General features: G+C 51.5%; 14 protein-coding genes. 9 read left to right on the top strand and 5 right to left on the bottom strand.

Annotated elements, in window-relative coordinates; all coding sequences use genetic code 11:
* Positions 1 to 59 precede the first annotated feature (59 nt).
* Positions 60 to 1712 carry a hypothetical protein gene (locus NT073_RS32975; protein WP_297382673.1) on the top strand — a complete coding sequence of 551 codons (1653 nt, stop codon included), beginning with the start codon at positions 60 to 62 and terminating at the stop codon, positions 1710 to 1712.
* 51 nt (positions 1713 to 1763) lie between these two features.
* Here NT073_RS32975 and NT073_RS32970 read toward each other — a convergent pair whose 3' ends face one another.
* Complete coding sequence (locus NT073_RS32970) at positions 1764 to 2885, bottom strand: T9SS type A sorting domain-containing protein (protein WP_297382570.1); 1122 nt, start codon at positions 2883 to 2885, stop codon at positions 1764 to 1766.
* A 108-nt stretch (positions 2886 to 2993) separates the two neighbouring features.
* On the opposite strand from NT073_RS32970, the gene NT073_RS32965 reads away from it, so the two are divergent.
* Positions 2994 to 3824 (top strand): enoyl-CoA hydratase-related protein, encoded by an 831-nt coding sequence (locus NT073_RS32965; protein ID WP_297382671.1) that lies wholly within the window; start codon positions 2994 to 2996, stop codon positions 3822 to 3824.
* Positions 3825 to 3929: 105 nt separating this feature from the next.
* On the opposite strand, the gene NT073_RS32960 is transcribed toward NT073_RS32965, so the two are convergent.
* Both NT073_RS32960 and xylA read right to left on the bottom strand, forming a co-directional pair.
* On the bottom strand, positions 3930 to 4328 hold the full coding sequence (locus NT073_RS32960; protein WP_297382568.1) for a hypothetical protein: 399 nt from the start codon (positions 4326 to 4328) through the stop codon (positions 3930 to 3932).
* A gap of 83 nt (positions 4329 to 4411) precedes the next feature.
* Positions 4412 to 5752: a xylose isomerase gene (gene xylA, locus NT073_RS32955; protein WP_297382566.1), complete on the bottom strand. Its 1341-nt coding sequence runs from the start codon at positions 5750 to 5752 to the stop codon at positions 4412 to 4414.
* A 210-nt stretch (positions 5753 to 5962) separates the two neighbouring features.
* Between xylA and NT073_RS32950 the strand changes: the two genes are divergently transcribed.
* The 7 genes from NT073_RS32950 to NT073_RS32920 all read left to right on the top strand — a co-directional run bounded on the left by NT073_RS32950 (position 5963) and on the right by NT073_RS32920 (position 17866).
* Positions 5963 to 7225 (top strand): MFS transporter, encoded by a 1263-nt coding sequence (locus NT073_RS32950; RefSeq protein ID WP_297382564.1) that lies wholly within the window; start codon positions 5963 to 5965, stop codon positions 7223 to 7225.
* Between the two features lie 109 nt (positions 7226 to 7334).
* Positions 7335 to 8831, top strand: a complete 1497-nt coding sequence (locus NT073_RS32945; RefSeq protein WP_297382561.1) for an L-fucose/L-arabinose isomerase family protein — start codon at positions 7335 to 7337, stop codon at positions 8829 to 8831.
* A 33-nt stretch (positions 8832 to 8864) separates the two neighbouring features.
* A complete protein-coding gene (locus NT073_RS32940; RefSeq protein WP_297382560.1) occupies positions 8865 to 12080 on the top strand; it encodes a TonB-dependent receptor in 3216 nt (1071 codons plus the stop codon).
* Between the two features lie 31 nt (positions 12081 to 12111).
* On the top strand, positions 12112 to 13548 hold the full coding sequence (locus NT073_RS32935; RefSeq protein WP_297382559.1) for a RagB/SusD family nutrient uptake outer membrane protein: 1437 nt from the start codon (positions 12112 to 12114) through the stop codon (positions 13546 to 13548).
* Positions 13549 to 13595: 47 nt separating this feature from the next.
* The gene (locus tag NT073_RS32930) at positions 13596 to 16133 is read left to right on the top strand and encodes a hypothetical protein (RefSeq protein ID WP_297382558.1); all 2538 of its coding nucleotides are present in this window, start codon (positions 13596 to 13598) and stop codon (positions 16131 to 16133) included.
* A 47-nt stretch (positions 16134 to 16180) separates the two neighbouring features.
* Positions 16181 to 17122: an alpha/beta hydrolase gene (locus NT073_RS32925; protein WP_297382556.1), complete on the top strand. Its 942-nt coding sequence runs from the start codon at positions 16181 to 16183 to the stop codon at positions 17120 to 17122.
* 27 nt (positions 17123 to 17149) lie between these two features.
* Positions 17150 to 17866: a GDSL-type esterase/lipase family protein gene (locus tag NT073_RS32920; protein WP_297382555.1), complete on the top strand. Its 717-nt coding sequence runs from the start codon at positions 17150 to 17152 to the stop codon at positions 17864 to 17866.
* Here the strand turns inward: NT073_RS32920 and NT073_RS32915 are convergent.
* Positions 17856 to 18656 (bottom strand): GntR family transcriptional regulator, encoded by an 801-nt coding sequence (locus tag NT073_RS32915; protein WP_297382554.1) that lies wholly within the window; start codon positions 18654 to 18656, stop codon positions 17856 to 17858. The genes NT073_RS32920 and NT073_RS32915 overlap by 11 nt on opposite strands.
* 143 nt (positions 18657 to 18799) lie before the next feature.
* Positions 18800 to 19666: an alpha/beta hydrolase-fold protein gene (locus NT073_RS32910; RefSeq protein WP_297382551.1), complete on the bottom strand. Its 867-nt coding sequence runs from the start codon at positions 19664 to 19666 to the stop codon at positions 18800 to 18802.
* Positions 19667 to 20104 lie beyond the last annotated feature (438 nt).

The following is a 20104-nucleotide window of genomic DNA, read 5'->3' as shown; positions in this document are numbered from 1 at the left end:
GTAAATCATCCCAAGTAGTAGCTTGTCTGACATGAATACCGACTAAGCTCACTCTTATGATGAAGTATGCACTCCTGACGTTCCTTTTATCAATTGCCGCACTGGTAACACAAGGGCAGCCTGAAAGCTCGCCCGAACAGGTAGTGATCACCTCCGAGAAGGGCAAAATCCAGGTGTCCAGCCTTGAAAATGGGAAATTACACGTTAATGTGCCGCCAAAAGCTGTCGTTAAATACAAAGCCGTCGGACTGGTTCATTATAGTGACTTCGGCGCCAAAGGCAATGGCAAAACTGACGATATAGATGCCATTGCGGCCACTCATGCATTTGCCAACCTGCATGGCCTTTTGGTGAAAGCCGATCCTAAAGCCACCTACTACATTGGCGGCAGGGAGCGTACAGCCTTCATCCGTACGGATACCGATTTCGGGACGGCAGCCTTCCTTATTGACGATACGGAGGTTCAAAATCGCAATGCGTCTGTGTTCACGGTCAGTTCAGACCTTAAACCGTTTAAGCTGGAAACGATAAAGACCCTGAAGCGGAACCAGCAAAAAATCGAAGCGCTTCTGCCTGCTTCCTGTCTTATTACGGTTACCAATGCTAACGTGAAGCAATACATCCGGTTTGGCCTCAACCAAAATAATGGCTCTCCGCAGACCGATATTTTCGTCGTTGATAAAAATGGTAACGTCGATATGAACGCCCCGATCATCTGGGATTTTTCTCAAATTACCGACATTACGGCGCTTCCTATCGACGAGAAACCACTCACAATCACAGGAGGGCGTTTTACAACCATTGCTAATAAAGCCGAATCGAAGTACACCTATTATAATCGGAACATTGCCGTCAGACGGTCTAATGTGCTGGTTGACGGACTGCAACATGATATTAAGGGCGAAGAAGACCACGGTGCACCCTATGGCGGCTTCATCAACATCGGTGAATGCGCTTATGTGACGGTAAAAAATACCATTCTGACCGGCCACCGGACCTACAGCACGATTGGCGCGGCCGATAAGCCGGTTACCATGGGCACTTACGATCTATCTGTCAACCGGGCGCTGAATGTATCGTTCGTGAATTGCAGTCAGACCAACGACATCAACGATAATACGTACTGGGGTATTCTGGGGTCTAACTTCTGTAAAAACCTTCTTTACGATCAGTGTACTCTTTCTCGGTTTGATGCCCATCAGGGCGTTGCCAATGCCACCATTCGTAACTCGACGCTTGGGCACATGGGGATCAACGCTATTGGCAGCGGCCTTTTGCTGGTTGAGAATTCGACCATTCGTGGCCGAAGCGTTGTCAACCTGCGGCCCGACTATGGTAGTAGCTGGCAGGGAGAACTGGTTATCCGTAACTGTGTTTTCGTTCCAGCCGATGGCAAACCTATCAGTGCTGCGCTGATAAGCGGCTCCTATTCAGGTCAACATGATTTCGGTTACACCTGCTATATGCCCGAACGAATCACCCTTGAGAACCTCCGAATTGACGACTCCCGTCATCCGGAAACATATCAGGGACCGGCCATTTTCGCCAATTTCAATCCGCAACAGACGGACGCTTCTTATCAGGAAAAATTTCCATATGTTAAAACGAAAGAGGTTATCCTGAAAAACGTAACGACCGCCAGTGGCAAGCCATTACGTATCAGCGATAACCCGTTCATGTTTCGGGATGTGAAGGTTAACAGTGGCCAGTGAGCCTGTATAAGCCACGGAGGTTGGTGTTGTATTTTAATCCGGTCAAGAAAATCACCGCTTCACAACTTTACGCGTCAGTATTCGTCCGTCTACTTCGGCGCGGAGTACATAAACGCCCGGCGTCAGGCTGCCCATGCTGATAACCTGCTCATGCTGGCGGGTCATTCGATGAAACGTCAACTCATGAAGTTTACGGCCGTTGTTGTCCGTTAGCTGGAGTGTGGCAGTTGTTGGGTTGCTGGTCTGGATGACCACCTGCAAACGATCATCAACGGGATTTGGAAATGTAACGAGCCGGACGTTTATATCTTCATATTCCGTTGTCGCCGTCACCAGGCCCGTCGGCGATAGCCCTTCGGCTGCTGGTTCGTAAGGTGGAATAGTACCGGGCGTACCGGGAGTATCGTCAACAATTAGCGGTATTTCCTGCGTTGTCTGGCTGATCAGAATGCCGCGTCGGTACTCATTGATAGTTAAGGTTACGCTATAGTACCCCAGTTCAGTAGGGGCATCCCATATAAGTTCGCCCGTTCGGCTGTTGAGTTTGAAGGTGCCCCGGCGCGTTACATCGTTTGGATACTGGTAGGAGGTAACCGACTGAGCAGTACACGAAGCCTGCATAACACTGGTCTGCGCCTTTGACAGCCCATACACCAGACTATCGCCTTCGGGATCGGTAGCCGCCAGTGAAATCACTGCCCGGCGCCCAACGCCAACATGGAAGCCATTTTCGGGGTAACCCGGTGTGGGTGTCTGATTGACCAGGTTGGTCGATAAGACCGAAGTCAGGGTAAACAACTGCGCATCGGCATTTGTAATGTTTTTCACAATCGTCCGGTTGGAGAGTACGAGGGTTAGGGGATAAACGCCCGGCCCTGCATACGTATGAATGAGCGTATAGCTATTGATACTCGTTGTTTTATTCTCAATCAACACCCGGCTGGCGCGAAACGCTTTCACGGTACTGCCATCACCTAAACAGATTTCCAGAACATCGGCCTGATCGGCAGCCGGTTTTCCGCGAACTTCGTCCATATACAGTAGGGCTGAAATTCGGTAGGTTAGGGGTGAGCCTGTAATGGGAGTAGTCTGAATATAACCACCTAGTAAGTGGCTTGCCTGTGCGGTGGCTGAACCAACCAGTATCAGGCAGAGTAGGGTAATGGTTTTCATAACGGATTCAGGAGAAGGAGAACGTAACGAGATAACTTCAACTGGACAACTAACCATATGTCTATACCAGAACATTTCGTAAACGGTATTTTTTTGTACTTTTCGTCCATGCTGTATACGCCCGAACAAACTACTCAACTGCCTGCCGATGGCTTCCGTTACCTGCTCACTTCGGTCGAGAATCACGTGCTGACGATTACGCTGAACCGTCCCGAAAAAAAGAATGCCCTCCATCCACCCATGCTGGCCGAGTTGGCCTTTGTACTGGCTTATGCCAACCATACCGCCGATATTTGGCTCGTTGTGCTGGCCGCTGCGGGCGATACCTTTTGCGCCGGGATGGACCTGAAAAGTTTGTCATCGGGCAATACCGAAGCGGCATCGGTTCCCGCACCTGCGGGGCCGGTTCGGCTGGGGGAGTTGATGGCGGGTTTGCACAAGCCCACTGTTGCCCGTGTACAGGGACCGGTGTATGCCGGTGGTTTTCTGCTCGTGGGTGCCAGTACGTATGTGGTGGCAGTCGAGTCGGCAACGTTTAGTTTGCCGGAAGTGAAACGGGGGTTGTTTCCCTTTCAGGTACTGGCTATTCTGCTGGACATCATGCCCGCCCGCAAAGCACTCGATCTATGCCTTCGGGCAAAAACCCTGTCATCAGCCGAAGCCCTTACTCTTGGTCTGGTGACGGAGGTTATCCCTGTTGATGAGCTGGACAATGCCCTGGCCCGTCTGGTCGGCGAGCTTACTCAACTTTCACCCACGGCCATGCAGTTCGGATTACGAGCCTATCAGCAACTAAAAAACCTGCCGTCGAGTGAACAGCAGGCCTATTTATTCGACCAGTTTCAGCAACTTCAGCAAACGCCGGATGCTAAGGAAGGCATGGCCGCTTTTCTGGAAAAACGCAAGCCAAACTGGGGAGGTGTACCAAACAGCTTCTAGCTGTTCGTATTGCTTAAAAACAGCTGGAAGCTGTTTGGTGACTTATGGCTTTGGCAAATCCGGGCAGTTGTCTTTCCGACGGGTGTCGATAATACCCTGGATTTTCTAGTTGCCGCTGACTTTCACAAGCGTAAAGGCATTGACACCGCAGTGACTTTTCTGATCCTTCAGGTAGAAAACGTACGGTGTCCAGGCGGTGGCCAGCTCGGCATCGATTTTTATCTCCATACCCGACAGCCGCTCATCCAGCGTAAAGGCGGGATACTTAACGACCGAAGCCGCAAACTTGCCAATATCATCGGTTCGAACGGCAACATCCCCTTCTTTATTTTTGGCGATGGTCTGCAAGGAAGCGCCGGGCATAAACGTATTTTTTATCTGGGTTGAGTCCCCTTTTCGCATACCATCGAACATCATTTTAATGGTCGTTCGAACGGCAGCTTCGTCAGTGCTGGTCTGGGCGATGGCTGAAAAGCTGGCTAAAAGTAGAAGTAGTGTCTTCATAAGAAGGATAGGAACGCGGATGAAACGGATAGTAACCGGGCAGAGCGGATTCTTACTGATCCGTTCCGCCCGGTTACTATCCATTAAATATACTGATTAACGATCATTTCATACAGCTCCTGTTTGCCGCTGAGTTGTTTGGGCTCGCCATTGGTCATAGCATACTGGCGCAGGTCTTCCAGCGTTAACTCACCTTTTTCATAACGAGCCCCTTCGCCCGAATCGTAGCTGGCGTAGCGTTCGGCCCGAAGCTTCTTGTACTGCGACTTATCCAAAATAGCTTCGGCCGCGATGGCTGCCCGCGCGAAGGTATCCATACCACCAATGTGGGCGATGAAAATATCGTCCAGATCGGTTGAGTTCCGGCGCGTCTTGGCATCGAAGTTAACCCCGCCAGATTTAAGGCCACCCGCTTCCAGAATGACCAGCATGGCTTCCGTCAGTTCGTATACATCCACCGGAAACTGGTCGGTATCCCAGCCATTCTGGTAATCGCCCCGGTTGGCATCGATGCTGCCAAGCATATTATTATCAGCGGCAATCTGCAATTCGTGGGCAAACGTATGGTTGGCCAAGGTAGCGTGGTTGGTCTCGATATTCAACTCGAAATCATCTTGTAAGCCAAAGCGATTCAGGAAACCGACAACCGTAGCGGCATCGAAATCGTACTGGTGTTTGGTGGGCTCCATTGGTTTGGGCTCGATGTAGAACGAGCCTTTGAAACCCTGCTTACGGGCGTAATCGCGGCTTATTTGCAGAAACTTGCCCAGGTGCTCCTGCTCCCGTTTCATATTGGTGTTCAGCAGCGACATATACCCTTCCCGACCTCCCCAGAAGGTATAACCTGCACCACCAAGTTCGATGGTGGCATCGATGGCGTTTTTCACCTGCCAGCCACCGTGGGCGAGCACATGGAAATCCGGGTTGGTCGACGCTCCGTTCATGTACCGCTCATGCGAGAACAAGTTGGCCGTTCCCCAGAGCAATTTAACCCCACTGGCGGCCTGCTTTTGCTTGGCGTAGTCGACAATAGCCCGGAAATTCTTCTCGAATTCGCTGTTGGAATTGCCTTCGGGGGCCACATCTACATCGTGGAAGCAGTAATACTCCATGCCGATTTTAGTGATAAACTCAAAAGCGGCATCCATCTTATCATGGGCAGCGGCCAACGGGTCGGGGTTGGCATCCCAGGGAAAATGCTTGACACCCGGACCAAAGGGGTCTGCTCCGGTGCCGCAGAAGGTATGCCAGTAGGCCGTAGCAAACCGGAACAAATCCTTCATCGGTTTGCCCAGAATGAGCCGGTTGGCGTCGTAGAACTTGAAGGCTAGCGGATTATCTGATTCACGGCCTTCGTAGGCAATTGGTTTTTCTATAAACGGGAAATAGGTTTTCTCGCCGAGGGTCAATTTAACGTCAGACATATCAATTAGGATTGAGGTATTTAGGTGAAAGAAAAGGACGGCAAAGGCAGTTTCTCCTTATTCGGCTAATAAAGCCTTTGTACCCTGTCGAATATATCTGGAGTACGTGTTGAATTATTTCTATTCAATTGAATAAAAATACTATAAAATTTGATTTTGTTAGGTTCAAGCTTATATCTTTGCTGTTGTTAACTTAGTGCGTTAAGTTGTATGGAAAGAAATCTCCGCTGGTTGATCGTTTCGTTACTCTTTGTGGCTACAGGCCTAAGCTTTCTGGATCGGCAGGTGTTGTCTATTGCCATCATTAAAATTCAGCAGGAGTTTCACATTACAGACGTACAATATGGACTGATCAATACCAGTTTCCTGATCAGTTATGCCATCATGTTCACCCTGGGCGGCTGGCTGATCGATCGGGTAGGGGGTAAAACTGGACTGGCTATCTCGGTAGGAGTATGGTCGGTGGCCAATAGCCTGCACGCGGTAATGACCACTTTCTCGCAATTGCTGGCGTTCCGGTTTCTGCTGGGCATGGGCGAAGGTGGCTGTTTTCCGGGAGCTGCCTGGACAGTTTACCGGTGGTTCGATAAGGAAGAACGCGCCCTGGCGAACGGGATAGCCATTGGTGGTTCGGCCATTGGCGCTGTCATAGCCCCGCCATTAACTATCTGGTTATCCACAAATTATGGCTGGCGGGGTGGGTTCCTAATCCCCGGCCTGATTGGCATCGTCTGGGTGATTGTCTGGCTGCTAACGCCCTGGAAAAAAGAGAATCTGATTGCTGAGCAACCGCTGAGTTCTTCGGCCGGAAAAACGGTTTCCTTTCTGGCCTTGCTCAGGTTACGCCCGACTTGGGTGTTCATTCTGATTCGGTTTCTGCTCGATCCGGTCTTTTACTTCATGATGTTCTGGATTCCGAAATACCTGAGTTCAGCCCGGAATGTGTCGTTTGAAGCGATTGGAAAACTGTTCTGGATACCCTTTTTGGCCCTCGGCATCGCCAATATTCTGGGGGGCTGGTTTTCGGGACAGCTGATTGCTCACCAGTATTCGGTCAACAGAGCGCGTAAGACGGTCATGGGGATTGCAGCTGTATTAACGCTGGCTACCCCCGCCATCTCCTGGGTGTCGTCGGTGGAAGTTGCTGTTGGCCTGATGTCGGTTTTCATGTTTGCGCATGGATTCTGGATTACTAACTACATCACGTCTATCTCGGATATGTTTGGCCGAAAAGCAACGTCTACAGTCGTTGGGCTGTCGGGAACGGCTGGTGCTGTTTCTAGTTTATTGCTTAATCCTTTGATGGGGTTGGTTATTCAGCGGTATTCGTACACACCACTCTGGATTGCTTCAGGGTTGCTTTACCCACTAGCGTTTCTCTTGCTTATTGTGCTGATTCCCAAGATAAAAATGCTGGTTATTGGTGCCGAGAATGAATCTCTTGACTCCCCTTTGTCTGTGCAAACTCAATAAACCAGCGTTGACATGAGCGTTCCTGTGAGTGACTCTGTCAATACGGAAACAAGTAGTCAATCCAACTTAGTGCACTAACTAAACTGCACAAATACATAAACTCTAAATTATGCAGAACTTATCACCAAATGGAGTAGTCCAGCCCACTCAGGCCGTATTTGTCAAACGAAAACCAACGACCGCCCGAATCGGGGTGTTTGGCGTTGGTTACTTCAAATACTGGAGTCAGTTCGACGGTTTGCTGGATGATCTGCTGAAGAAACAGGCCGTTTTTATCGACAAAGTTGAATCGATGGGGGCCGTAGAAGTCGTCGACTTCGGGTTAATTGACGATGTCACGAAAGCTTATGAGCTTGTCCCGAAACTCAACGGGGCCAATCTGGACCTGATTTTCTGCGATATGCTGACCTATGCTACGTCCAGCACGTTCGGCATCATTATCAAAAGCGTCGACATTCCCATTGTGTTGGTGGCTCTTCAGCCCGACAAGGCCATGAATTACAGCCAGGCGTCGACTTATCTTCAGCTATACAATGACGATATCTGTTCGTTGCCGGAGTTTGCCGGGGTAGCGGTTCGAATGGGAAAAAAGGTGCCGCAGATGATTATCGGCACGTTGTACGACGACCCCGCTGCCGATGCCGAGATTGAGGAGTACTGCCGGATTGCTGCCGTACTGCACGATTTAAAGACGGCTAAGATCGGGCATATCGGACACCCCATCGAAGCCATGCTCGATATGCACTCCGACTCGACCATGCTGACGGCTCATTTCGGAGCCCACATCGTTCAGTGCGAAGCGCACGAAATCGTTACGCAGTACCAGCAGGCGACAGAGGCCGAAATCAATGCCGTTAAAGAGCGTATCCTGGCTTTTTTTGATACCCCCGACCCGGTCTCTGACCCGATCTCGGAGAAACTGCGGGACTCTGATCTGCACATTGCGGCTCAGGCGGCTGTAGCGCTCGAACGGTTCATTAAAGCCAAAAAGCTGGACGGGCTGGCCTATTACTACGATGGGCCAGATGGCAGCGACACGCGGGTTGTCATGTCGAACCTGATTGTCGGTAATTCACTGCTTCAGGGCGCGGGCTTTCCCATGTGTGGCGAATCGGATCTGAAAACCTGTATTGCCATGCTCATTATGGAACGGCTGGGTATTGGCGGCAGCTTCGCCGAGTTTCACCCGGTCGATTTCAGGGAGGATTTTGTGCTCGTTGGCCACGATGGGCCGCACAACATTGCCATTGCCGAAGGGCAGCCGGTGCTGCGGAGTCTGAAAAAATACCACGGCAAACCCGGCTTCGGCGCCGGTGTCGAATTCAAGATCAAGGAAGGCCCCATCACCATGCTTAGCATCAGCTCTACCTACGAGGGCAAGATGAAATTTGTCATTGCCGAAGGCGAATCTATTGCCGGGCCTATTCCACCAACGGGTAATACCAATACCCGGGGCTTTTTCAAACCCGACGTCCGGACGTTCCTCAAGCGCTGGATTCAGGAAGGGCCAACCCACCATTTTGCACTCGGCATCGGTCACCATGCCGAGTCGATCCGAAAGATTGCCGACTACCTCAAAATCGAATCCGTCATTATCAAGGATTAACAACTTATCACTTTTAAACTCTACCTCTTTCCCATGAATCACTTTTTATTCCATCGGCTTCGGCTCCTGGTCATTGGGAGTATGTTAAGCGTATTAACCATTGCCCATAGTGTGTCTGCCCAATCAGCTAAAGGGCTGGTGAGTGGTAAAATCACTGCCGATGAAGATGGCGAAGCCCTGGTTGGGGCCACCGTTACCGAGAAAGGAACCACCAATGGCACGACTACAGATGTGAACGGCACGTTCAAACTAAACGTATCGGCCAATGCGACCCTGGTCATCAGCTTTATCGGGTACGCCCCCCAGGAACTGCCCGTCGGTAACGGTAACGGCCAGCCGCGTACTAATTTGACCATCGCGCTGAAAACCGACCAGCAGCAGTTGCAGGACGTGGTTGTAGTGGGTTATGGTACCCAGCGTAAAAAAGACCTGACGGGCTCCATCGTCAACCTGACCAGCAAAGACCTGGTGCCGGTGCCCTCGGCAACGAGCGTCGACCAGATGATGCAGGGCAAAGTGGCGGGCGTACAGATCACCCAAACCTCGGGCGCGCCGGGCGGTAATGTCAACGTGATTATTCGGGGAATCAGCTCCATTACGGGCGGTAACTCACCGCTTTATGTTGTGGATGGATACGCTATTGGTACCGGCGGGGGCGGCTCGGATCTGAGCAGTTTTGGCGCCAACTCCTATACGGCCAGCGGGCTCGCCAGCAGCAGTTCGACCAACCGGATCAATCCGCTCAGCATCATCAACCCCGCCGATATTGAGTCGATTCAGGTGCTGAAGGATGCGTCGGCCACGGCTATTTACGGTTCACGGGGTTCTAACGGGGTTATTATTATAACCACTAAACGGGGCAAGCTCGGTAAACCCACCATTAGTTTCGAGCACTCGACGGGTATGCAGGAACTGGCCCGCAAAATGAAGCTGCTGACGCCCCGCCAGTATGCCGAATTTGTTGCCGAAGGGCGCGACAATGCCTGGGTATTTGGGGGCGGTAAAGCAACCGATCCAAATAGCGTTCGGAGCACAGCTACACAGGTGAAGCCCGAGTTTCGTAACCCCGGTCAGTTTGCCGATGCCGGTTACGGAACCGACTGGCAGGATGTGATCTTCCGGAAAGGGATGGTTCAGAATTACCAGTTGTCGGCCAGCGGTACGAGCCGGGACGTTAGCTATTACGTTTCCGGTGGCTTTTTCAACCAGAAAGGCATCATCATCGGGTCGGATTTCAACAAGTTTACCCTGCGCACCAACATTGATGCCCAACTTACCCCCCGGCTAAAGATCGGCGCGTCGTTTTCGGGTGCTCACTCATACGGTAATTTTGCCAGAGCGGAGGGCCACCTTCAATACCGAGGCCTGATTTCGGCGGCACTCGCCAGCGACCCGACCATCCCGGTCACCAATCCCGACGGCACGCCCTATTCCGAATTTTCCAGTCCAACGGGTATTCCAGTCGAAAATCCGTTGATCATTGCCGCCGAATTTTCGGATAAGCGCAACAACACCAACGTATTCACGAATAACTACCTGCAATTTGAACTGGCACCGGGGCTTGTCCTGAAAACGTCCATCGGGGTGAACTACTCCAATAACGTAACCCGACTGTGGAAGTCGTCGAAAGTAGGGCTGGCGACCAGCCGAACGGGTGCCGCTACTGCCGCATCGACCGAAGTCAAAAGCCTGAACTGGCTGAACGAAAACACCATTAACTACCGGCATAAGTTTGGCGGCAAACACGACATTGATGCGCTGGCAGGCTACACCATCCAGAAAAATTCGGACGAGGTTCTGCAGGCCGGAGCTACCGGCTTCTCGACCGATTATGTGCCTTTCCTGGCCGCAGGGACCGTTTCGACGGGAACGAACTACATTAGCGAATGGGCCATAATGTCGTGGCTGGCCAGGGTAAATTACACCTACAACGGTAAATATCTGCTTACGGCAACCATTCGGAAAGATGGCAGCTCGCGCTTTGGCTCGAAGAACCGGTGGGGAACGTTCCCGTCGATTTCGGCCGCCTACCGCCTGTCGGATGAACCCTTCATGAAGTCGGCCAGCTTCATCAGCGATTTAAAAATCAGGGCCAGTTATGGTATTTCGGGCAACAACCTGATACCCAACTATGCTACCCAGGGCTTGCTGGGCGTGGCCCGAACGGTGGCAAACGGCCAGATCGTATCGGGGATTATCCCGACCAGCTTAGCCAACGACGAACTGACTTGGGAGCAATCGGTACAGAGCAATGTGGGCGTCGATCTGTCGCTATTCCAAAACCGCCTGTCATTTACCGTTGATGCCTACCAGGCTTATAAAAAGAACCTGCTGCTCAACGTGACCCTTCCCTCGGCTTCGGGCTTTGGCAGTTCGGTGCAGAACATCGGTGAAGTAGAAAATAAGGGGATCGAACTAACGGTTAATTCGCAGAACATCGGTAAAGGGCCATTCCAGTGGAATACGGACTTTAACATTAGCTGGAACCGCAACAAAGTGCTGGCGCTCAATTCAAACGCAGCCCGCATCGTTACGTCCGATTACCAGGTGGCGCAGGTTGGCTACCCCATTTCCAGCTTCCGGCTGCTCAACATTCTGGGCGTTTTCCAGACCCAAGAGGAGGTCAACAACAGCCCGAAGCAAAACCCACGCGTGCAGCCGGGTGATTATAAGTACGAGGATGCCGACGGCAATGGCACCATCAACACGTCGGACAGAACCATTGTCGGCAATCCCTGGCCTCGGTTTACCTGGGGGCTGGGCAACCGCTTTACCTACAAAAATTTCGCCCTGAGCGTGAGCCTCAATGGCACCTACGGCAACCAGGTTTATTTTCAGGGGGGCGAGGTCAACCTGAACGGGGCCGGGGTGCAGAACCAACTGGCTGCTATGGCCGACCGCTGGAAGTCGCCGGAGAGTCCGGGTGCTGGCTTGTATTCGCGCGCCATCCGGAACGACTACGCTTTTGGGTTCAGTGCCGGAACGACCAAATACCTGTTCGACGGGTCTTTCACCCGCATTCGGGATGTCAATTTATCGTACACCTTTCCATCAACGGCGGTTAGCAAGCTGAAGCTTCAGGCCCTGTCGATCTATGCGGATGTCACGAACCTGTACACGTTTACGAAGTATCCGGGCTATGACCCGGAGGGGAGTACCGGGGGCGATAATCTGGCCAAAAGTGGCGTTGACTTCTTCTCGTATCCAAACCCACGGACCTACACCGTCGGCCTGCGCGTGACTTTCTAATCAGACCATCGATCAACTCCCATTAACTGTCATGAAAAAGCGAATACTGGCCATTCTAGCGGTAGCAGCCACATTATCATCCTGTCAGGATTTCCTGAACCTTAAACCTGCTTACCAGATCAGCGATCAGGGTTTTTACCAGAATCAAAATGATTTCGAGACGGCGCTGGTTGGTGTGTACAGCACCACGCGCGGCCTTTACAGCAGCAGTACCATCCAATACGTAGGCGACCTGACAACCGACAATGCCGAAATTCAGTGGTCGTCGCCCTCGGCCGATGAGATGCAACTTGACCAGAACGGCGTCACGGCAACGAATGCCTACGTGCGGTCGGTCTGGAACACTTGCCTGTACACCATCTCGCAGTCCAGCAACATTCTGAACCGGATTGATGCCGTCTCCTTCGACCCGACCGTCAAGAATCGGATTAAAGGTGAGGCCCAGTTTCTGCGGGCGTTCAGCTATTTCTATCTCGTGCGGATGTTCGGCAATGTTCCCATCGCCACACAAACGTTCACCAGCCCGGCGCAGGTGGCAGCCGCCGACCTAACGCTGAAGCCCAAAGAGGACGTATACAAACTGATCGTTTCGGACCTGACCAGCGCCGAAGCACTGCTGCCCGCTACGACCGTGACAGACAAAACCAGAGCATCGCAGATGACGGTAAAAACGTTGCTGGGCAAGGTTTATCTAACACAGAAAAGCTACGACCTGGCCGCTACGAAATTGAAGGAAGTCATTGACGCCAAGCAGTATTCGCTGGTCGCCGATTATAAAACGCTGTCGACCAACGGGAATACGAATCTGCCCGAAACGATTCTGGAAGTTGCTTACCTGTCCGGGCAAACGCTGGGCAACAACTACTCGGCGCTGTTTACCCCCGCCATTACGAGCATGGCCATTTTTCCCGGTAATGCACAGGGGGCAGGGCGCATCGTGCCGACGCTGGATCTTCTAAAAGCCTACGAAACGGGTGATGCCCGCAAGCCCGCGTCTGTAAGTGATTCGGTATCGTTGATTGGCGGTAAGAAATCATACAGCCGATACGGGTTAAAGTTTGTCGACTTTAAAGCGGTTGATCCGGGCGATGGCAGTGTCTCGTTTACTGTTCTTCGCTTTGCCGATGCGCTGCTGATGTATGCCGAAGCGCTGAACGAACAGGGTAAAACAGCCGATGCCCTCCCTTCTCTCAATCAGGTACGGCAACGGGCTAAACTGTCTGCTTTGTCGGGCCTCTCGCAGGCCGATTTACGGCTGGCACTGGAACAGGAACGGCGTGTCGAATTTCTGTACGAAGGCCATCGCTGGTTCGATCTGGTTCGAACGGGGCGGGCGCAAACGGTGCTGAATGCGCATTATGCGAGTCAGAAACTAAACTTTTCCGTGCAGGATTTCGAGTTGCTGTTTCCCATACCGCAAGCCGAGATCGACCTGAATCCAACGCTGAAGCAAAATCCGGGATATTGATCGTACCCATGGACCCGGCCAATGGGTACATCTTAACTTTTCATTCCATGCGTACTCAATTCCTGTCCTTTCTCTGCCTGTTAAGTCTGGCTTTGCTGGGCTTTACAACGACCGTCGACACGCCTAATCTGGACAACTCGACGCTGCGGGGTAAATCCTTTAACAATATTACCCTGGAGGCTTCACTCAAGCCGTTCAAGAAAAACGACAAGGCCTATATCCGTCAGGTAGCTACCGAGTTGTTCACACAGTGGTCGGCTCTGCTGAGGCATACAGACACGGTTTCTGTCATGCTCTGGACATCGGATGGGTCGGAGATTCTGGATTATAAGGGGAAGCTGGATCAGCCGCTGGAGTGGGCGCGCTACATTGGCAATCCCAATACGGAGCACGAGGTGGGATCGGGACCGAAAGAACTGTCGCTGCACGAACGCGCGTACCTTTACATGGAAAATCCGCCCGCTTTTACATATGGTGACTTGAAATTCATCATCCAGACGCTGAAGGAAACCGGCAAACGCATAACCGGGAAGCCGGTTCTGATTGGAGCCACATTTGATCCGGGGCCGGAGTTCGCCAAATCGGAGTTTAAGTACAAAAAACACCCTGAAATTCTGGGGGGTAATGCCATGGGCCACAAGACTATGGTTAGTTGTTACTCAACCCTGAACGCCGACGCCGAGGCCTATGCCGGATTTCCCAAAGGCATTCCGGCCAACACGCCTTTTGGTACGTTTCTGGGTCGGCAAAGTCAGCATTTTCTCACCGATCTGGGCTACGATTACATCTGGCTCAGTAATGGTTTCGGCTTTGGCGTGGAGGGCTGGTCATCTACCGGGGCCATCTTTAACGGCAAAGCATTTGCACCGGAAAAACTAGCGAACACCAAAGCCCTGATTGCCGGTTTCTGGAACTTGTTTCGCAAGGAATGCCCGACGTTTCAGATTCAAACCCGAGGTACGAACCTATCAACCGGGGCCGATCTGGCCCGCGATGGCGTTGATCTAAAGCAGATTTACAACGGTAAGTACAACATGCTTCCGCCCCCAAATTCGCCCTGGGCTGCGCTGGATGGGGATTTCGGGCTGGAGATGGTCGGCTATATGTCGCGGATGGCCGAGCTGCCCGACGAACGATACCTGTTCCGGTATTACACGCACGACCCCTGGTGGGTGAACAGCCCGTGGCTGGACCGCTACGGACAGGAACCCCACGATATTTACCTGCCTATGGCGGTGGCGCGTATCAACGCGAAGGGCGAAATTCGGCTGCCTACCCACCTGAATTTCCTGACGGCCGATAACTCGTACGGCGAAATGCCATCGCAGGTACCCGACGAAGTGACGCCCCACATTCTGAAAGCCCGGTACGATGCGCCTACGGCACCGGGGCCGCTGGTCTGGGTATATCCGTTCGATGAATACCACGACTGGGCGTATAAACAGCCCGATCGGCTCCCGGAAATCTACTACGGTGACTGGCTCATTCGACAGGCTATCAACAACGGATTTCCGCTAAACACGATTACCTCGACCGGCTCACTTCAAAAAATAGTAGCAAGCAAACCGGCGTACTTCAACGAGTCGATTCTGGTGTCTATTGTACCGGAAGCGGGTTCATCGCTCGAAAAAACGCTGATCGACTTTGTACAGCGTGGTGGTAAGCTTCTCGTCTACGGCCCCGCCGACCATGCCGGTGCCGCTTTTCTGACGCTGCTGAACCTCCAGAATACCAAATCTCTTGAGGGCGAGTTTCAGGTTAAGTCAAGAATTATGCTCGATGAACTGACAAAAAAATACCCGGACAAGCTGGTTCACAATGCCCTGTTTTCGGGTGGGGGCGTGGCAACACAGGTAAAGAACAGGGCCGATGCGGGTACAAATGTGCTGGCTCAACTTACCCAGGGAACGAGCCAGCGAGATGTGGTCTGGACGCGTGCAAAGCCCGAGTGGAAAGGCGGTAAAGTGGCGTACGTACGCGGCACCAATTCGAGCAAATTTACTGGCGGTAAACTCCTGACGCCCGATGACCCGGAGCAACTTTTTACCGGGCCGCTGCTGATGCGCTATGTGCTCAGCCAGTTTGGTCTCGACTACCGGGTTGACAAGCGTAACCCATCCGTCAAGAATCCCGTGCTCACTATTTCGCGGGGCAGCAACGGCTTTTTCTTTTCCGGCTATTGCCCAAATACTACCATCACCCACCGGTTCAAATTACCGCAGGGTGCACCCATCCTGACCGGCTACGAAACGGAACTGGCCAAAGGGTATTCGGTCTATTCGATGCCCAAAGCCTGGCACCGCGAAAGCCGGGTTTTTATCGACCAGCCCGAGGGTATTGTGTCTTGTCAGGAAATGACCTCGGGCGTAAAACACATGAAGCGGTGCATTCGCCTGACGGGCCTGAAAAACGCCACCGTCCGCATATACCCTAACGATGGGGTAAACGAGCAGAACCTGCATATGTACGCTAACTCAGGCTATCCGTGGAAAAAAGGACAAATCGCGTTTAAGCCCGGCGATCAGTCGTTTGGCAAACATTACGTAGTCGAAAACGTAACCGGCGATCTGGTAGCGTTCTGGTAATTGATTGCGGTTTACTGACAGTTTACATTCATTCACTAAAAACGAAGATGAAAACATACATCTGGCGGCTCTTGCTAATGTGGGCTGGGCTAACCAGTACTCTCGTTTCTTTTACCAGCAGGCCTGTTTTACGGCCGTGGGTACAAGCCAGCAGGGCTGATGAGCCAACTCAAATCCGCAATGTTATTTACGGACATAAATTCGGTACGGCGCTCACAATGGATGTTCTTAAACCGGCTAAACCCAATGGCATCGGTGTTATTTTTACCCTGAGCGGAGGGTGGCACTCGGACATCAGCATGATCGAAAAGCGCCGGAAGCATTTTCATTACTTCACCGACCGGGGCCAAACGGTATTCCTGATCATTCACAGTTCAGCCCCTAAATTTCAGGTGAGCGAAGTTGTTCAGGATGTTCACCGGGCCGTTCGGTTTATCCGGTTTCACGCGCTCGAGTATGGTGTTAATCCGAATCGGCTGGGGGTATCGGGTATGAGTTCCGGTGGGCACCTGTCGTTGTGCCTGGGTACAGGTGTTGGTTTGGATACAACGCAGAAAAGCCCGGCTGCCCGGCTCGATTCGGTCGATTTAGTTTCCAGTCGGGTGCAGGCAGTGGCCTGTTTTTTTCCACCAGCCGATTTGGCTAATTTTGGAAATCCGGGCCGCTTATTTGTAGAATGCGACACCGTTAGGCGGTACTGGCCTCAGTTTGGCATTGAAGGAAAATCGAGAGCAGAAAAATTGAGGTTGATGGCATCCTTATCTCCGTTTATGGCCATTACCCCGGATACCCCGCCCACCCTGATTTTACACGGTACAGCCGACCCAATCGTGCCGTTAGAGCAATCCGAACGGTTTATTGACAAACTTAAACGAACGGGTGTGCCCGCCCAACTGATCGTGCATCAGGGTGGTGGTCATGGCTGGGACGAAACCTGGGAGTCGGACCTGGGCGTGCTAGCCAGTTGGTTTGAAAAATATCTTCGGTAACTTACACAACCCGATGGCGCCCCGATTATGACTAAGTTTTTTTTCTTCTTCAGCTTACTGGCAGGACTCTCCTTCAATTCGAATGCCCAGTCGCCAGCCCTCGCCGATTCGGCCACTTATCTAGCGAACATCAAGCAGGAACTGACCGTACAGTGGCCCAAAAACCGGACTATCAATCTGGTGTTTCATGGGCATTCTGTACCCGCAGGCTTTTGGCATGATCATGAGGTGCATACGCTGGAATCGTACCCAAATCTGGTACTGGCTCAGTTGAAAAAGCAGTACCCATATGCGGTTATCAATGTGATCGTTACGGCCATTGGCGGAGAAAATGCCATAAAAGGACAAACCCGCTTTGAACAGGAGGTACTGGTGCATAAACCGGATGTGCTGTTCATCGACTATGCGTTGAACGACCGGTTTTCAGACATTGGCAAGGTGAAAGAAGCGTGGTCGAAGATGGTGGAAGCCGCCCTGGCCCGCAATGTAAAAGTTATACTGCTAACGCCCTCGCCCGACCAGCGGCTGAACATCCTGGATGCGGCTAATCCGCTGGAGCCGCACGTTCTGCAAATTCACCAACTGGCCAAACAGTACCATGTCGGTCTGGCAGACTCGTACACCCAGTTCAAGCGGGTAGCCAAAAACGGCGAACTGGCTAACTATATGTCGCACGTGAACCACCCGAACCGGGCTGGCCACGACCTGATTACCAGCGAAATTCTGAAGTGGTTTACGAAGTAATCGGGCTGGGGGGGCGGTAGTCGTGTTCCGGGCTGGCAATAACGGCAAACTTGTACTTGTCGCCGTGATAATACGACTGCTCTATTTCCACGACCTTATCGCCGGTGCAGATAACGGCACTGTCGAGCACGAAGACGGGCGTTGGCTTGCTGAGATCAAAATTAGTGGTGTTGGGCTCCAGAATTTTCACACCCAGCGTCTGCTGAACTTCGTCTATTTTCAGGTGATAGTTGCTTTCGTAAACTTTAAAATAGGAAACCTCTGTCGGTATCTTGTTAATTTTAGGACACAGCGTCAGGGAAATGTACTTGACCTCGTCTTTAATGAGCAGTTCATCCGCGTAGCGCAGCTGATGGATTTTCAGGGCAGGGCCTTCAATGATAAAATGGCGGCCGTTTATTTCTGACGAGATTCCATCCTGTAAAATTGTTTTCTCCAGCACAATATTTCTGGGCGTAAACCCCTCGGCAATCAGGCTGTCGTGAAAACCGCGCCGGGTGGCGTAGATAGAGCCAAGAGTACGCAGCAAATGGTGATCCTCCGTCCGGTTTAACACATACGTTCCTTTCCCTTTTATGCGTCGCGCCCAGCCTTTGGATTCAATTTCGAGGAGCGTCTTACGAGCGGTAGTGTTACTGATGTTGAACGTTTTTATAAGCTCATTTTCAGAAGGAATCTGGTCGCCCGGCAGGAGTTCACCCGTCTTTATTTTTTCAATAATGCTCTCGCTCAGCGCAATGAATTTCGCTTTTGGGGGATTGGCTAGAGCAGTTGCCTGTTTCTTTTCCATTCAATTGTGACAATAATGAGCTAGCAACTTCCAGCCAGGGCTGCAAGATGTGTCGCGTCAACAAGTTTCGTAAATATAACAGACTGGCTAATTGATCACTAGCTATGCCCTCGCGCGGCAAACGCTCCGAATAGGTAAGTGCCTCACTTTCTAGAACTGAACAGGCGTAGGGCATTGTAAATTGCCTGGTGGGCAATGGTGGCGTGGTCTTCCTCCGGCAGGTAATCGAAATAGACCCTTAGGGCCTTGTTCCTGCCCTTCTTTATTTTCTCTGCCAGCAAATTTGCGTCTACTTCCATCACACGGGGTATTGCCGTGGGCGTCAACCCCTCCTTGCCAACACCAATGTACACGTCGGTTTGTCGATTGTCCAAACGGGGGGGCGGGCTGGTTTCCAGGCTTAGCAACGAGCCGTTGTCCCACCATAAACTTGGACTGACAATGATATATCGGCTAAAGAGCGCAGGTTTTTTTAACAGTACTTCCGTAGCCAGTAAGCCCCCTAACGATTGGCCGATCAGAGTTGTGGCTGGACTGGTTTTGTAGTTTTTTTCGACATACGGCATTAGTTCGTTTTCCATAAATTGAATGAAGTTACCTGAATGGCCAGTCGTAGGGTATTTTTTTTTATCCGCGTCGATCGTGGTTGGAAACGTAAAATCCCGCCTGCGGTCAACCGTGGCAATGCCAACAATAATCGACTTCGGGGCCATATTGATCCACTCAAACGCCGTAAACTGATACAACCCCACTACGTGAATAAAATCTTCGTCTGCCGAGCCATCCAATAAATAAACGACGGGGTATTTTATCGTGTCTTTCGGGTTGTAGCCTGGTGGCAAATAGATATTTAACGTTCTTTTTTCATTGAGAATGCGGGAGGACACTTCAACGATTTCGCCCAAGATAAACAGCTTCTTATCAAGCGGTTGTCTTGCCTGTGGGACTTGTCCTGGTAAAGACAGACTAATAAGGATAAAATAAAAAAGCAGACTTATTTTATGAACCATGTTGGTACTACTTGGCGGTGTTGGGGTTGATACCTCAGGGAGTATCGTTGAAAACGATACTCCCTGAATGACTGTTAAATTAAAGCCTATTCTGTTAATTGAAGCATGAATTTACCGCCAAGCTAGTATGCGCCGGGGAAGTCGGTCCATTTTTGATCTAAGGTTAACTACAGCCTTGCTTTTTTGCTGGCCGTTGGGGTATAGATAGTTCGCCAAGAAAAGCAACCAGGAAACGACCGACCCATATGTATTCTTCTGTGTTCCGGCTTTGAACTGTCAGGCTCCGGTGGGGCTGGTCATTGAATAGTTCGCGTTAATTTAAGATAAGTTGCCTTTAGGAATTGAAGCGGGAATCTGGCATCAGCAAATATAGGCTACCGGTTAGAAACGTTCAGTTAGTACTCAACTATCCGGCTTATTACCATAACTTTTTTAGCG

The sequence above is a fragment of the Spirosoma sp. genome, from assembly GCF_026391055.1.
Taxonomy (GTDB): Bacteria; Bacteroidota; Bacteroidia; order Cytophagales; family Spirosomataceae; genus Spirosoma.
The sequence above is the reverse complement of the archived record's forward strand: the minus strand, read 5'-3'. Positions and strand labels throughout refer to the sequence as shown.

Coding starts and splice junctions, on each gene's coding strand:
- NT073_RS32975 (WP_297382673.1), top strand. CDS start 60: ATGAAGTATGCACTCCTGACGTTCCTTTTATCAATTGCCGCACTGGTA.
- NT073_RS32970 (WP_297382570.1), bottom strand. CDS start 2,885: ATGAAAACCATTACCCTACTCTGCCTGATACTGGTTGGTTCAGCCACC.
- NT073_RS32965 (WP_297382671.1), top strand. CDS start 2,994: ATGCTGTATACGCCCGAACAAACTACTCAACTGCCTGCCGATGGCTTC.
- NT073_RS32960 (WP_297382568.1), bottom strand. CDS start 4,328: ATGAAGACACTACTTCTACTTTTAGCCAGCTTTTCAGCCATCGCCCAG.
- xylA (WP_297382566.1), bottom strand. CDS start 5,752: ATGTCTGACGTTAAATTGACCCTCGGCGAGAAAACCTATTTCCCGTTT.
- NT073_RS32950 (WP_297382564.1), top strand. CDS start 5,963: ATGGAAAGAAATCTCCGCTGGTTGATCGTTTCGTTACTCTTTGTGGCT.
- NT073_RS32945 (WP_297382561.1), top strand. CDS start 7,335: ATGCAGAACTTATCACCAAATGGAGTAGTCCAGCCCACTCAGGCCGTA.
- NT073_RS32940 (WP_297382560.1), top strand. CDS start 8,865: ATGAATCACTTTTTATTCCATCGGCTTCGGCTCCTGGTCATTGGGAGT.
- NT073_RS32935 (WP_297382559.1), top strand. CDS start 12,112: ATGAAAAAGCGAATACTGGCCATTCTAGCGGTAGCAGCCACATTATCA.
- NT073_RS32930 (WP_297382558.1), top strand. CDS start 13,596: ATGCGTACTCAATTCCTGTCCTTTCTCTGCCTGTTAAGTCTGGCTTTG.
- NT073_RS32925 (WP_297382556.1), top strand. CDS start 16,181: ATGAAAACATACATCTGGCGGCTCTTGCTAATGTGGGCTGGGCTAACC.
- NT073_RS32920 (WP_297382555.1), top strand. CDS start 17,150: ATGACTAAGTTTTTTTTCTTCTTCAGCTTACTGGCAGGACTCTCCTTC.
- NT073_RS32915 (WP_297382554.1), bottom strand. CDS start 18,656: ATGGAAAAGAAACAGGCAACTGCTCTAGCCAATCCCCCAAAAGCGAAA.
- NT073_RS32910 (WP_297382551.1), bottom strand. CDS start 19,666: ATGGTTCATAAAATAAGTCTGCTTTTTTATTTTATCCTTATTAGTCTG.